At 39.4% G+C, this 13,154-nt stretch carries 19 protein-coding genes and 1 pseudogene; 1 reads left to right on the forward strand and 19 read right to left on the reverse strand.

What is annotated here, in order from left to right:
• Window positions 1–17: 17 nt before the first annotated feature.
• The 7 genes and pseudogenes from AC1TPC_RS20265 to AC1TPC_RS20295 all read right to left on the reverse strand — a co-directional run bounded on the left by AC1TPC_RS20265 (window position 18) and on the right by AC1TPC_RS20295 (window position 4,823).
• On the reverse strand, window positions 18–152 hold the full coding sequence (locus AC1TPC_RS20265) for an excalibur calcium-binding domain-containing protein (protein WP_482068684.1): 135 nt from the start codon (window positions 150–152) through the stop codon (window positions 18–20).
• Window positions 153–233: 81 nt separating this feature from the next.
• Window positions 234–566 (reverse strand): annotated as a pseudogene (locus AC1TPC_RS20270) (NucA/NucB deoxyribonuclease domain-containing protein); the annotation flags it as partial.
• 567 nt (window positions 567–1,133) lie between these two features.
• Window positions 1,134–1,556, reverse strand: coding sequence for a hypothetical protein (locus tag AC1TPC_RS20275; RefSeq protein ID WP_482068615.1), 423 nt, complete (start codon window positions 1,554–1,556; stop codon window positions 1,134–1,136).
• A gap of 371 nt (window positions 1,557–1,927) precedes the next feature.
• Window positions 1,928–2,692: a hypothetical protein gene (locus tag AC1TPC_RS20280; protein WP_482068616.1), complete on the reverse strand. Its 765-nt coding sequence runs from the start codon at window positions 2,690–2,692 to the stop codon at window positions 1,928–1,930.
• A 123-nt stretch (window positions 2,693–2,815) separates the two neighbouring features.
• Window positions 2,816–3,883: a Fic family protein gene (locus AC1TPC_RS20285; protein ID WP_482068617.1), complete on the reverse strand. Its 1,068-nt coding sequence runs from the start codon at window positions 3,881–3,883 to the stop codon at window positions 2,816–2,818.
• Window positions 3,884–3,993: 110 nt separating this feature from the next.
• Window positions 3,994–4,257 (reverse strand): hypothetical protein, encoded by a 264-nt coding sequence (locus AC1TPC_RS20290; protein WP_482068618.1) that lies wholly within the window; start codon window positions 4,255–4,257, stop codon window positions 3,994–3,996.
• Window positions 4,254–4,823 (reverse strand): hypothetical protein, encoded by a 570-nt coding sequence (locus AC1TPC_RS20295; protein WP_482068619.1) that lies wholly within the window; start codon window positions 4,821–4,823, stop codon window positions 4,254–4,256. The genes AC1TPC_RS20290 and AC1TPC_RS20295 overlap by 4 nt, the downstream gene beginning before the upstream one ends.
• A gap of 145 nt (window positions 4,824–4,968) precedes the next feature.
• Here AC1TPC_RS20295 and AC1TPC_RS20300 point away from each other — a divergent pair, with 145 nt between their 5' ends.
• Complete coding sequence (locus tag AC1TPC_RS20300; protein WP_482068620.1) at window positions 4,969–5,097, forward strand: hypothetical protein; 129 nt, start codon at window positions 4,969–4,971, stop codon at window positions 5,095–5,097.
• A gap of 290 nt (window positions 5,098–5,387) precedes the next feature.
• Here AC1TPC_RS20300 and AC1TPC_RS20305 read toward each other — a convergent pair whose 3' ends face one another.
• The 12 genes from AC1TPC_RS20305 to AC1TPC_RS20360 form a co-directional block, all read right to left on the reverse strand.
• Complete coding sequence (locus AC1TPC_RS20305; protein ID WP_482068621.1) at window positions 5,388–5,744, reverse strand: hypothetical protein; 357 nt, start codon at window positions 5,742–5,744, stop codon at window positions 5,388–5,390.
• A gap of 319 nt (window positions 5,745–6,063) precedes the next feature.
• Entirely contained in the window at window positions 6,064–7,140 is a 1,077-nt protein-coding gene (locus AC1TPC_RS20310) for a Fic/DOC family protein (protein ID WP_482068622.1), read from the reverse strand.
• A 24-nt stretch (window positions 7,141–7,164) separates the two neighbouring features.
• A complete protein-coding gene (locus AC1TPC_RS20315) occupies window positions 7,165–7,347 on the reverse strand; it encodes a hypothetical protein (RefSeq protein ID WP_482068623.1) in 183 nt (60 codons plus the stop codon).
• A gap of 956 nt (window positions 7,348–8,303) precedes the next feature.
• Entirely contained in the window at window positions 8,304–8,525 is a 222-nt protein-coding gene (locus AC1TPC_RS20320; RefSeq protein WP_482068624.1) for a hypothetical protein, read from the reverse strand.
• 83 nt (window positions 8,526–8,608) lie between these two features.
• Window positions 8,609–9,514, reverse strand: coding sequence for a hypothetical protein (locus tag AC1TPC_RS20325; RefSeq protein WP_482068625.1), 906 nt, complete (start codon window positions 9,512–9,514; stop codon window positions 8,609–8,611).
• A 30-nt stretch (window positions 9,515–9,544) separates the two neighbouring features.
• The gene (locus tag AC1TPC_RS20330; RefSeq protein WP_482068626.1) at window positions 9,545–9,766 is read right to left on the reverse strand and encodes a hypothetical protein; all 222 of its coding nucleotides are present in this window, start codon (window positions 9,764–9,766) and stop codon (window positions 9,545–9,547) included.
• 27 nt (window positions 9,767–9,793) lie between these two features.
• Entirely contained in the window at window positions 9,794–10,264 is a 471-nt protein-coding gene (locus AC1TPC_RS20335; protein ID WP_482068627.1) for a hypothetical protein, read from the reverse strand.
• 29 nt (window positions 10,265–10,293) lie between these two features.
• Window positions 10,294–10,461: a hypothetical protein gene (locus AC1TPC_RS20340; protein WP_482068628.1), complete on the reverse strand. Its 168-nt coding sequence runs from the start codon at window positions 10,459–10,461 to the stop codon at window positions 10,294–10,296.
• Between the two features lie 33 nt (window positions 10,462–10,494).
• Complete coding sequence (locus tag AC1TPC_RS20345) at window positions 10,495–10,728, reverse strand: hypothetical protein (protein ID WP_482068629.1); 234 nt, start codon at window positions 10,726–10,728, stop codon at window positions 10,495–10,497.
• A gap of 343 nt (window positions 10,729–11,071) precedes the next feature.
• Window positions 11,072–11,329: a hypothetical protein gene (locus AC1TPC_RS20350; protein WP_482068630.1), complete on the reverse strand. Its 258-nt coding sequence runs from the start codon at window positions 11,327–11,329 to the stop codon at window positions 11,072–11,074.
• Window positions 11,330–11,449: 120 nt separating this feature from the next.
• Window positions 11,450–12,583, reverse strand: coding sequence for a toprim domain-containing protein (locus AC1TPC_RS20355; RefSeq protein ID WP_482068631.1), 1,134 nt, complete (start codon window positions 12,581–12,583; stop codon window positions 11,450–11,452).
• 19 nt (window positions 12,584–12,602) lie between these two features.
• On the reverse strand, window positions 12,603–12,911 hold the full coding sequence (locus AC1TPC_RS20360) for a helix-turn-helix domain-containing protein (protein WP_482068632.1): 309 nt from the start codon (window positions 12,909–12,911) through the stop codon (window positions 12,603–12,605).
• Window positions 12,912–13,154 lie beyond the last annotated feature (243 nt).

Below are 13,154 nucleotides of genomic sequence, written 5' to 3' on the forward strand. Positions count from 1 at the left end.
CCCCAAAACCTTATTTATTATTCGCAAGCCACTCCGTCTTTGTCACGATCTAATTTGTAACTATAACCCGGATCTCCTTCATAAATTGGATCAGCTCCTGCTACTCTTACAGCAGCACAGTTAGCATAATAAACGATTTCCTCTTCTACCAATGGGTCTTTTGTGGGCTCCGGTGTACGGATCGGAGTAGGCTTTGCAGTAGCGGCAGGTTTTGTTTTGTCACTCTCACCATCAATAACAAATAATACGCGTGTACCATCATCATATCCCTCTAGTAGATTACCTACCCAGGAACCAGCGCCGCGATTATCCGATGGAGAAATATATTCGATGTTTGCCCCTGAACCACCCTCAGCACACATAGCCATAGGCCATTCATCTCTATCGTACCCATCTTTTGTTGGGATGCCTACTAATGATTCATCTCTATTTTCATCAGCACCATCACGATCAATCGTACAAAAAGCAGATTCGCCTGCTTTGATTGCTTTTAAGATATGAGCCGCTGTTTCTGGATATTTATCCGCAGGGAATTCTAGGATCACATCGTATTCCTGTCTATTCTCTGCCTGTTTAATCGATTCTTGCCGCCGGTCTTCTTTTTCCTGCTCAAGAATCACGCGCCTACGCTCAAAAAAATCTGAAAGGGATTCAGTGATAACAGGCTCGGTTGTAATAGTCGAATCGGTTTTAACTGGATCGGTTGTTGCGGAAGGTATAGGCGTTTTTGTTGCTACCACAGCAACTTCAGTTTGGGTTACAGGCGCTAAATTCTGTTGATTCGATTCTCCGTTAGCTATATTCGTAACAACCATTAGTGCTGCGATGAAAGACCATAATACCCCGAATGCTTTTCCTGTTCCTTTGAGTCTTTTCCAAGAAATAAAAATCATGACGTATGGTATACAGATCCAACCTAGTACTTTTAAGAAGCCCACTCTACATTCCCCTTTATGATAATCTGAAAAAAGTTTACTACATTATTCCAACTCATAATAGCAAAAAAGACTGCAGCTGCAGCCCTCTCGTTTTAAGCACAACTCCTAAAAAATCCAGTTTTGTATCCCGTTTCACGATAGTTAGTCGACCGTTATCGGGACACGTTCGCCACTGAGATTACATTATCAGAATATCTAAAACATTCCACTAACAGAATTATACACCATGGATAAGACTCCCATAAGTTTTTGAACGGATTCCACATCCCCATTGAACTCTTGAATCTTCTTCATCGCTTCTCTAAATTTTGATTCGGCCTCGGCCTGGGTTTTGGATCCACTCACGCTTAGTATTTCGGAAAGCAATTCAATTACTTGATCTTGCTTATCATTGTTCACTCTGATGAGATTTACAATATCGACGATATTTCCAGTATTTCTTTCGATATTATTTAATGCATGTAGAACGTTTTCTTTATATTTTCGTTCACGTTCGCGCTCTTCTTCCCTCTCTCTATTCATTTCTTCAATTTCTTTTTCAAACTGAGTACTATCGGGCAAATAAGGCGTAATGGTATGAAGTTCGGGCATTTGTAGTTTCAATTTAAATTTGTCCATTACTGGATTCACCTCCTGGTATCGAAAAGGACCACATGGAGTGCTTCTCCTTGTGGTCCCTCTGTGTGCGGTGCTTCCGCTACATCTTGATAGTATTTTATTTGGTAAGTGATGTCAATAATATCTTTTACTCGCAAGCAATTGAATCTTACTAAAAGATTTCTCTCGGAGCTTAACCTCATGTGAAAAACGAAAAAAACTTCTGTTACGAATAATCTAGCTTCATTCTATCACATATAAAGGAAAAAGGACCTGAATTCTTATTCATTCGTAACAGAATGTATATTCTGTTACGAATAAATCGAAGACAAAAAAAAGACACCTTATTACAAGATGACTCCTGAGCATCCAAACATTACACATACTCATTTTTATTTTTTTTTTCGGATCGTCAAACCAAATTGTCCACTAAACAATTCATCTGTCGTCATTATCTTACTGTTTTCAGTTAGGTTGCCTATTCTCGCGATGTATGGTGCTTTCATTTCATCTAATATAACAATTCTATATTCGTTTTGATACGCCAACGATTTTTCTTTATAGAAAAAGGCGTCGTTCTCCAGTTTCTGATATGTTAGCAATCGTTTCGATTGATTAATTGAGTAATCATCGTAGATGACCTTTTTCCCTGTTATATTTATTCCTTCTTCTTTAAAGTGAGTTTTGATTTTATCTGCAAATACATCAAATGGGATAATAACAACATGATCAGCCTTGAAAATTTCAGTGAATGCCTTCTTCTGCTGCTCACTGAATACCAAACGCGTTTCATAAAAATCGTCGTCCTCAGCTATGACCTCTAGCAGACTTCCATCCAAGCTAGTCGCACAAAAAACCGGTTGATACAACAGGTCATAATGTGTCATTTTCCCACGTGATGCACTACCTTCAAGAAAGACTTCTTCAGTTTCAGGATCAACTAACTTGAAATTTAAAACATTTAAGACAGATGTCCCCTCAAGATCGTCTCCCTGTCCCTTTTCACCAGTTTCCTTTTCAATTTCGATATATTTTCGAAAATCGTTCATAAAGACATTTCCTTTTTGCAAAGATTCAGCAAATTCCTTTTGTGTGAATTTCATCAAAAACATAGTCATGTTTAAATATTCCGGGTCAATATCAGATAGCTTAACCATGTCACTTCTTCACTCCATTCTCTATTACAAAACCGACGTTATATTGGATCTTTTAAATGCCTATAGCCGCGATTTTGAAGTGAATTATATCGGTCTACCACTAAAATGTAACGAGCTTGGATATTACTCCAAGCTCTCCTCATTATCCACTTTTCTCCACCTAGCGTTTCGTCCCATTGTGACGGCCACAATTGTTCCCTTCTTGGACATCCGAGCAAGCACTTGACGGATTGTAGGACCGGTTATCCCCGGGCACCGATCAACTAGATCGGACACACTAAAATGCCCCATCAATTGCTGAATTACCGCCTCCACTTGGCGCGACTTCCAGCCTCTCCCTCGATCTAGATCTCCCATCCGCTGTTCGAACCTTTCCTGCGCTTCTATGAGCATGGTTAGGAAGTACTCGACCCATGGCCTGACATCATTATTTTCTTCGTGCCAGCCTACAGACGATTTCTGAAGTGTGGTATAGTATTGATCTTTGGTGTCCTCGACACACTTTTCTAAGCTGACATAACGGCCCACCTCATAGCCTGCTTGATAAAGTAGTAGAAGGGTAATGAGTCTTGCCATTCGCCCATTTCCATCGGAGAACGGATGGATGGATAGAAAATCTAATATGAAGATGGCTATGAGGAGGAGTTCCGGATATATTCCCTCCTCTTTCCACTTTCGAAACCCATTTACCAAATCTTGCATAGCATCCTTGGTTCCAAAAGCCGATACAGGTTTAAATCGTATAATCGTCTCTCCTGTCGGAAGTTCTTCAGTGATATCGTTATCACTGATTTTATATTTCCCACCATTACCTGTTGCATATTTTAATAAGTAACTGTGCATCTGCAGAATCACATTTGTTGATACTGGCATGTGTTCATAGGATTCATGAATAATCTTAAGCACATCTCTATAACCCGCAATTTCCGACTCCGAGCGATCCACCGGTTCTGCCCGTTCATTTACTATTTCAGTAAGGCGTTTACTAGTTACAATAATTTTTTCAATACGATTAGAGGATTCCGTACTCTGAATCATGGCCACATTTTTCATGGCTGTTAATATTTCAGGAGATTGCTGGAAGAACAGCTGCTGTTTACCTTTAAACTCAGCTACACGCTGCAGCATGTTCATGGTAGTCGGGCTCCAGTGGATTTCTTTCAAACGATCGGTTAAAAACAACAGTTTCACAATAACACCGCCTTTATATATCTACATATATTATATCACAAAATATATAGATATATAAGTTAGCAAAATATACAGTTTATTAATTCCTCCGATTCTCATCAACAGTTCATCTACCTCCTACGTGAAGCAGATGCATTTACTTCTGGAAGTATTGCCTTTACAATTCGCCTAGTGCTATCGGCATAGGCTTGATCTATAAAGGTTTTCATCACTCTTGAAGCAATATTTTCAGGCGTAAATTCGTATTCTCCGTCTACATGATCATTTAAATCATCAGCTATCATTTGCAGTTTTTGATAATCGTTTCGTTTCAAACCAATAACCAACGAACGATACTTTAAATAGGGATCAATAATCTCTCGGAAAAAATTCATTCTTTTCCCCTCCATTCTTCTTTAAAAATACTCCATGCGTTTGGATTTGAGCTAACACTTACAGAGCCTACCGTGGGTAATAATTTTTTATAATCTGTAATCACAACACCTGGAGCAACTTTCTGCAACAATGTTGAATCCTTAAGTGCATATTCAAGCAATGCTTTTACCGCATGTGCAAAAAAAGAAATTCCTAGCGCTATTTGAAATTCAGTTAACCTCTCGGCCATGGTTTTTGAAAATTTCATTTTAAATCGTCCATGGCTTTCCGTACTCATATCCAAAAAGTCATATATATTAGCCGGCTTAAACAATGGATACATAACATGATTTTCTTTAATATGATATGCCCTTTTAAAATACGCTCTAAAAAACTCTATACATTTCTCTTCTTCCAATGCAGCAACAACTAATCGCGCTCCAACTTCACCTTCAGGTATCTGCAGTTTCCGCGCGATGCGATGTATCCATACTCGATATTCATCTTTTAGGTTTGGAGCAACTGCAACCTTTTTGTCCGATCTGACCTTTCGCTTTCGTTCGTCTCCTCCTCTTCTCTCCATCAATTTCTAAACCTCCCTCGACTGGTTAGCTCAGGCACGGCGTGCCTTCGTTCTTATCATAATTTATATGGAGAAAGGGGTATAATATGCTGACTGTTTGTCCATACTAGGGACATAATCTCTATTTTCTGAAAGGGTGAATACTCTCTTGTTGACTGCTAAATCTTATGAAAAATGGTCGGTGGAAGAAAAAAAGGATTTTGCTAAAGGAATCATTGCTTATGCTAAAGATGCTGGCTTGCCACTTAAAAAAAGAAAAAAGGATAAGAAAAAATAAGAGCCGACTACAAATCGGTTCTTATTTTTTTGCTGTCTTTTCTGTTGTCAAAAGAAAATAAAGTTGTAGACTGGTGTGGTGGCCGGCTTGAGTTGCTGCAGCTCACCCACATGTCCTTCCGGATGAATTCCCGCTTTACGGATCGGCGCGCGCCGGTGACGGAGACCGGCTCCGGGCGAACCTGTGACTCGTGATCCTGGTTATTCTTCCGGAAACGTATTTCGCCGACAGATTCACTGGAAGCGCCAGTTCGGCGTGATCGGTTGCCGGGAGCGACGACGGTCGGCTGCTCAGTGAAACTGCAGCTCGTGATCCTGCTTGTTCTTCCGTATGCGCCGATTCAGCGCGATCGGTTCGTCGGGATCTAGGGCGGCCGGCTGCACGGTGAAGCTGCAGCTCGTGATCCTGGTTATTCTTCCGAAAGCGCCGTTTCGCCCGCGATCCGTTCGCCGGGAGCGACGACGGCCGGCTGCGCGGTGAAGCTGCAGCTCGTGATCCTGTTTGTTCTTCCGTAAGCGCCGATTCGGCGCGATCGGTTCGCCGGGATCGACGGCGGCCGGCTGCGCGGTGAAGCTGTAGCTCGTGATCCTGGTTATTCTTCCGGAAGCTCGGTTCGGCATCCGATCGCCGGCAACGGGGTTTTGCAAACCATGACCACCCGGTACGATCTGTGTACTCCACGCGACAGATCCAGTAGAAACGTAAAACAAAAAAGAACTGCAGCTGCAGCTCTCCCATTACCCTTATGCTATTTGTTCTGAGTGAAAAATTGACGAATGGTTTTAAATTTCATTAAACCCGTTTTTAAAATATCAAATGTACAGTATATGATGAAGCAAACGATTATAACGGATAAGAATGCATTAATCCCACCTATCAAAAAAGCAATAAAACCAATGAATAAAATAGCAATCAGAGCAATTAACATTTTTTTCATTTTCATGAATATCACCTTCACTATATGTATTAAGAACCTGGCTCTAAGAATTTGCTCAGTTGTTTAGTTAAACCCTTGGCTGCAGCAGCTTGGTCCAATATTTGATTTTTCTTTATACTGTTTAAGTAAGGGTGTTTTTCTAAGGCAATAGCTAAAATACCATCTTCACCTTGGAATTTAACATTTATTAATGAATCTTTTTTATTAATTTGAAAACGATCGACAAATTTATTTAAAGCAGCTACATCTAATTTTGCGTTAGCTGCAGGCAAACCATCCGGTATTTTTAAAACATCTTTCAATTTAACTCTCTCTTCAGGATCAATCCACTGCAGTACTTCCTTTTCCGCGCCCTTTATAGGAGACAGACATTTTTTAAAAACGTTAATAAGTTCTCCGAGTTGTTTGGGATCGTCTGTCATCTTTACAGCTTGAAAGTATTCATTCTTAGGTACCAATTGCCAATTGAGCTCAAAGCCTGCACCCTTTGAGAGCTGGCCAAAAAACTCTCGTATTGCTCGACCATTTCCTTCTCTGAAGGGATGCATGAAATTGATCTCGGTGTAATAATAAGCTGCTTTTTGAGCAAAATCATCTTTATTTAGTCCTTTTAAAAACTTGTCACCTTTTAATTCGGAAAAGACTTGATCTCCTAAACGAGGAATCAAATTAGCATTACAAAACCAGAAGTTGCTTTTTCCTATATTGACTGTTCTTATTTGACCGGCAAAGGGGTAAACATCCTGGAACAAATGGTTATGTATGTCTTTTAAATGATTTAGATCAAAGGTTTTTGGTTGAGGACTAAAACGTAATTCCATTGCGCGGTATGCTGTATGATAACGTTCAGCTTTTTGAAGCAACTCTTCATTTTGAATACCAAAATGGTTTTTTAATACGTTTGTTCCTGGATAGAGATATTCACTACTCATCTTATGTCCCCCAGCACGCTTAGTGTTACCTTTGGCCACTCGAACTACATCCTTATCGACTAGCCTTTGATAAACTTGTTCCTTTTCATCATTAGATAAGGCATTATTTTCATAACCCCACGACGCGTTAACTTGAGCAAATTCCCGTTCGTATTTATCTCTCGAAAAATTCAAATGTTGCCCCCCATTGTTAACGTATTAGCGAATAAGTTTTTTTACTGCTTCATTAAATTCTTCATCAGTAATTTCATTATTCAATCGCTTGAAAAGGAGCTCTTTGCCCTCTTCATCGAGTTCTGCATTTTCATAACCCCATGAGGCATTAACCTGTTCGAATTCCCGTTCAAACTCTTCACGCGATACTTTTTTTTCCTCAGCCATGAAACTATCTCCTATCTGATATTTCGTTTGTATGAATCACAACGCTTTTTAATTGAACAATTTTTTATTTTTAGTTATTTTATTCGGATCAATAACAACTTTAAGTGATGAGCAACACTATATGTGGGCTGATCACCTACGAATTTTAATGCGAGTGCCCCATTCAACATTTGACCGATTATACCTAGAGGTTTTACGGATACTAAAGCATTGCCATATTTCTGAATTAGCTTGCCATAAGGTAACATTCCTGAAGTATACTCGATAAGATGACCATGTTGCTGCGCATACCTTATAGTTTTTTTAACCTTACGCTGAAAATTAATTCGTGAATTTTCCGATCCGATATGCATTTCTATGGTGTTATCTAGCCGTAAATATCCATATATTTTTGCTTTTTTCCCATATTTAAAGTGCCACCAAATTGCTCTAGCACAATAAAGTACGAAAATGACAATGAATATTTGAGATAAAAAAACGGGCACTATACCTGGAATAGTACTTATTAGACCTAGGGAAGAGATGAATAGACTTATCACAACCATATCAAAGGATCTTCCGAATATTCGTGATAAACAAAAGGAAATAATTTTAAACGCTTTAATTATTGGCACCTTCTTTTCATTTACGGTTTCCCACTAGAAGATCCTAATTAGCGATCTTCTACGCAGCCATTACGTCACTTTCTTAAGATCCTTCTTCCAAAGATCCATTTGAACCTTTTTTAATGAAAGGAGAAAGAAACAAAAAATAAAATATTGAACATACAATAGCTAAAAGTGTCAACCCTCCTATTGAAAACATAACTATACTAAATGATTTTATTGAAAAAATCACTCCATATTTGTAACATCCACCCCATAATAATGATTATAAAACCAAAACATCCTAGAGGTAACATGCGATTTCCAAAAACAACAAAGTTCTTTTTCTTAAACTCCCATTGAACCATATGATCAGCTCCTTTTAGCAATCTTTTTCCATATTGAATAAAATACGACTGTACAACATGAAACGAATAAACTAAGTTGAAATGATGCTTTTCCCCAATATTGAACAAGATCCTTTTCATTCCCATCGGTTACAAGTCCTGCTGGAATTTCATTATCGTGAGAATAGTAGTAAATAAAATAAGTTGCCAATCCTAAAACTAAAAATAGAAGTAATATACGTGGCATAAATTTAAAGATCTCCTTTATTCATCATTATTTGGACGAAGACTTAAACCTTAGAGGCACTTACTACATGCAAATTGATCATTTCATCCTTGAATTCGTACAGTATGGCCTTCGCGTATAGATATCCACTCATGACGCGCCGAATGAATATGAATTGGGCTACCTTGTTCAAAGCTCCATTCGTACCTACCAGGGATCCAACCATCTCCAAATTTAATCTCGATGTAGCTACCGGCATACACAGGCTCACCGCCTACATAATGTCGAAGTCCCCCTTCGCCAGAATGACCAAGTATGATCGGCCCCTCGATTAACCCCTCTTTTTTTGATTGCCGAGTCATCGGATCTTTTTCTCCAATCCATTTCTTGACTTGAAGTTCGTAACTTGGAATAGGCTCCAACCAGTCCGCATCTGAGTAGTACCTGCCCGTATGATTACCGAATTGGTTTGGTGTAAACAGAATCCGAATTTCATTGAATGATGGTACTCGAACTATCTCTTTCCCAACATCCGGAAAGCGGCGCTCGATCAGATCCGACCAAACTTCGGATATAAATTCATCGTTATCTTTGAGTTCAAAGTGTGGCAATGTATCCATAAAATCGGATCGTCTTTTTCCTGCTGCCTCGGTATCTTCTCGTTTTAGTCTCTCTCCTGCATACGGATAGAGCAGGTAAAGCCCAAAGTGGTAAAGATGGATATCAATCTCTTTAGCATTGAGCTTGTCCACGATGACCTTCAGGACCTTTAAGCGTTCGATTTTCGTGTTTGTGGAGAAGTGCAGGAAATTCACGTTCATCAAGTTTCGGAAAAAAGTCGCGGGATACTGGTACACGTATTGCTGGCCATCAAAATCCTTCCCCCATTTCCGGATAATCACCGGCCAAACCGCACCAGCTTTACCATCCATTCCTCTATACATAATCCGCTGGAAAAAGTCGCTTACGATCTGCAACTGATCCTCCAATTTCGTTTCAATTTTAGCCATCGTCATTCTCCCCTCTATTAAAGTCAGTATTCATTTTAATACTTCCGGATCGAGTTCACGGATGATAGATTTAGCTACTCTAAGCAGCTGCTGTTCCTTCTCACTTAGAACTTTGCCTTGAATATGTTCATGTAAAGAAAGATTCTGGATTCTTAATAGGACCAATTCTTCAGACTGTTTAAAACACAATTCATGGAGTTTGTCATTTTCCTTTTGTAACCTTTCGATCTCTCCTTTATAGAACTCTTCCATTCAACCTCCTAGATGTACACTTGATTTTCATTGAATTACATCACGAATATATCCACGCGATAATTTTATAGTTTCACGGTCAAAATCTCTACGAATTATATATTCCATAAAAACACCATTATTTCGTTTTTCAATTACCTCTCCTGTCCACTCTTCTAACCGTTCTGGAGCATTGTTTCCTTCCCACACCGTAAAGGATACACGCTCATTTTCTCTTGGGCGTGGCCCTCTATAATTATTTATAGGCTGCTTTAAAAAATGTGCGAACTTATGATGATCAACAATCGGATAAACTACATAATCGAACGGGACATTGCGAATCTGTAGACAAGCAAATTGTGCTTCTGCAAATGATCGAAAAAAGGATCGAATGAGCCGTTCTAAGCCTGCATCCGAATATTGAAATTGTTGTTCAAACTTCCTAACCATGAGGCTGCTGCTATTTATCCCTGCCTCCGTGTACCAACAAATTTGCTCAAAAACCCGATCAGCATCCACTCGTGTGCCTCCATGTTCAATCGTATTCATTATGATTCAGCATCGAATAGCTCTACAACAACATCACGTCCAAATGCTAGTCGCATATTTTGCATAATCTCCGACTCACGACATGACAGTTTAAGTTCAATTCTGTCGTTACCTTCTAGTTCAAATTCATGTGTGTAAGGCAAACTTCGAATCATTTTCCATTTCATCTCTCATGCACGCTCCCTATTCAATATGTTAAATCACTTTTCGTCTTCACAAGTACAAATACCAGCACCGCAGCTCAAGCACAAGTGGCTGTGCGGATCATCATTTTTTGGTTCATCCATCCAACAGGTGCATAAATCACGGTTATCCAAGCTTAATTCTCTCTTTCCACACCTTTCGCATCGTTTCAGTGGTTTCTCTTCTTCAACTTCGCCTCTTGCAATTCGTAGCATCATTTCAGCACGTTCTTTTTTTTCAGCTTCTAGCATAATAACGACCACCTTCCTTACGAACACTTATATTCAGCCAGATACTTGACCGTTTTCGTCATGCCAAACGCTCGCATAATCTTTATCAATCTTCTCCCCGCACATTGGGCAGAATCTAAATTTCGGCATAGACTCATATTTGCTCGCTTTGGAGCGTCTAAGTCCGCCTATTTTAACACCGAAACTATCGCGTTTCTCGATGAACTGCACAATCCGAATTTCCCCCGTAATTCGAGCGCTAACGCAAGCGTCCAGACCATTCCTTGCGTATCCTTTGGAATGTTTTTCACATAAATTTTGCAAACATCTGCACATTTTATCACCTTCCCAAGTTCAAAGTTATTCAAACTGTTACGTCATCAGAAGGAATGTAACGCTCATTAACTAAATCCTCCAGCTGACGCTTCATTTCATCGGTTAAATCTGAATCACTAAAATGAGAAGGCTTAGTAATAAATTGCTTAAAAACAAATCTGTCCTGGTCTTCGTCTACTTCAAACTGGACTTCGTATGCGAGAGCATCCTCGTCCCCTATTACAACGAACTGTCCTAGATAACCATAGGCAATACTGATAAAAAAATCATGAAATTCGAATGTCATTTCTCATGCACGCTCCCTATTCAATATGTTGTATCATTCCAAATTAAAGTCTCGTCTAATTTTTTACTCTGCAACCCATATTGATCCTTTATGTTTCACCACGAACACTCTCTTGCCTGCTTAACAATTAACAAGTGCAGAAGCTTTAATATCTTCAATATACTTTTCAATGTCAGATAGGCTGTACTTAGAAAGTTCATCATACATTTTGAATTGTTCGAACGTTTTTGGTTTATAAAGTGCTGTTTCAAAAGCATCTTTTCCTAATTCTAACAACATTTTCGCAGCATCCATCCCATCAGGAAGCTCTCCGATCCAGACCCTGATTCCTTCAGTTGCAAGCAATTGTCCCGATGACATGGCTCCTTGACGCCCTGCGCTGTCACCATCATAAATAATCATTACTTTTTGGACGCCCTTTCGTTTAAGCTGCTTAGCATGGCTCGCAGTGAACTTATGGGCTCCTCCCGAGTCTACACCGTTTAATATCCCATTACTCTCAGCAGCTAAACGATCTATTCCCGATTCAAACAAATGAACAACACGTTTTGAATCAATAAAATCAAAACCGCCTAAGATATCGTCACCGTTCACATAAAAATGTTTAATACCGGCTTTATTTTCGTTTACAGCTCGTCCGTATAGATCAATTACTTTTCCGCGCATGTAAACGGGAATCACGGCTCGGTAAAATAAAGAATCCAGACCCTTTGAATTGATTAAGCGATATTCCATTAGTTCTGCTTTGGAATATCCGTGTTCCTCTAGATGACTACGAAGAGCACGTCCGCCTGGTGCATAACCAACTTTATGGCGTTTTAAGACCTCTTCTGAAATTCCTCTACTCAACATGTACTCATAATTATTTTGTGCGCTGTAGAAGTCTGCAGCGAGCTTCAACGCTTTCTCTTTACGTTGTTTTGCTTCTATTTCTACGGGATCCACAACAGGTAATTCCATTCCCACCATATTGGCCAGTTCAATAACCGCATCCGGAAACTTCATACCGACTACTCGTTGTAGGAAATGTAGTGCGTTCCCTCCTTCTTTACATGACAAACATTTGTATGTTTGGGTCGATTTTTTGATTCGACCGTTATCTAAGTCCTTTTTATTGCAGCAAAAGCTCGCTTGATAAAAGTTATTATTGCCGGCACCAGCTTTTACTTTGATATCATGTTTTAACATGACTTCCATCATATCCACTTGTTTTAGCAGTATATCGATATACTCTGTAGAGAAATGCATGGCCATAATCTCGACCTCCGTTTGCTTAATTCGCTTTTGCTCTGGCCTGTACTTTCTGCTCTAAATATTGAAATGCCTCTTCATCAGAGATAATTACATTTTGAAAATCTGTTGGCACCTTTCCTGCTCGGATTAGTAGCCGATAAGGATTCTCTCCTAACGCAAACGCCATTCGAATTAACACTTCTTCTGAAGGTGGATCAGCTCTATCGTTTTCAATTCTACTTAAGTAAGTAGATTTAATATCGGCAATTTCACAAACATCAATTTGTTTCATATCCTTTGCTATACGCAATGAACGAACATATTGACCAAAGGTTTGATCGTCCTTCATAACTACCTCCTGCAATTTCTCGTCACTTAATTTCTACCATAATTATACCAAATGTTTACTTTACAGTCAACTCAACAAACGAAGGAAAACGCTGATGTTCCGCTGTTTAATAAACTTCAAATGTCAAAAAAAAAATAGTTAGACTGAGTAAAATAAAGTTGTAGACTGGTGTGATGGCCGGCTTGAGTTACTACAGCTCACCCACATGTCCCTCCGGATGAATTCCCGCTTTACGGATCGGCG

It is taken from the genome of Paenibacillus sp. Y280 (genome assembly GCF_056786335.1).

Bases quoted from the DNA above. Each gene is read 5' to 3' on its own strand.
- AC1TPC_RS20275 (WP_482068615.1), bottom strand. From the start codon at position 1,556: ATGGACAAATTTAAATTGAAACTACAAATGCCCGAACTTCATACCATT.
- AC1TPC_RS20345 (WP_482068629.1), bottom strand. From the start codon at position 10,728: ATGCTAGAAGCTGAAAAAAAAGAACGTGCTGAAATGATGCTACGAATT.
- AC1TPC_RS20360 (WP_482068632.1), bottom strand. From the start codon at position 12,911: ATGAAGGACGATCAAACCTTTGGTCAATATGTTCGTTCATTGCGTATA.
- AC1TPC_RS20350 (WP_482068630.1), bottom strand. From the start codon at position 11,329: ATGACATTCGAATTTCATGATTTTTTTATCAGTATTGCCTATGGTTAT.
- AC1TPC_RS20290 (WP_482068618.1), bottom strand. From the start codon at position 4,257: ATGAATTTTTTCCGAGAGATTATTGATCCCTATTTAAAGTATCGTTCG.
- AC1TPC_RS20315 (WP_482068623.1), bottom strand. From the start codon at position 7,347: ATGGCTGAGGAAAAAAAAGTATCGCGTGAAGAGTTTGAACGGGAATTC.
- AC1TPC_RS20325 (WP_482068625.1), bottom strand. From the start codon at position 9,514: ATGGCTAAAATTGAAACGAAATTGGAGGATCAGTTGCAGATCGTAAGC.
- AC1TPC_RS20280 (WP_482068616.1), bottom strand. From the start codon at position 2,692: ATGGTTAAGCTATCTGATATTGACCCGGAATATTTAAACATGACTATG.
- AC1TPC_RS20330 (WP_482068626.1), bottom strand. From the start codon at position 9,766: ATGGAAGAGTTCTATAAAGGAGAGATCGAAAGGTTACAAAAGGAAAAT.
- AC1TPC_RS20320 (WP_482068624.1), bottom strand. From the start codon at position 8,525: ATGCCACGTATATTACTTCTATTTTTAGTTTTAGGATTGGCAACTTAT.
- AC1TPC_RS20340 (WP_482068628.1), bottom strand. From the start codon at position 10,461: ATGAAATGGAAAATGATTCGAAGTTTGCCTTACACACATGAATTTGAA.
- AC1TPC_RS20355 (WP_482068631.1), bottom strand. From the start codon at position 12,583: ATGGCCATGCATTTCTCTACAGAGTATATCGATATACTGCTAAAACAA.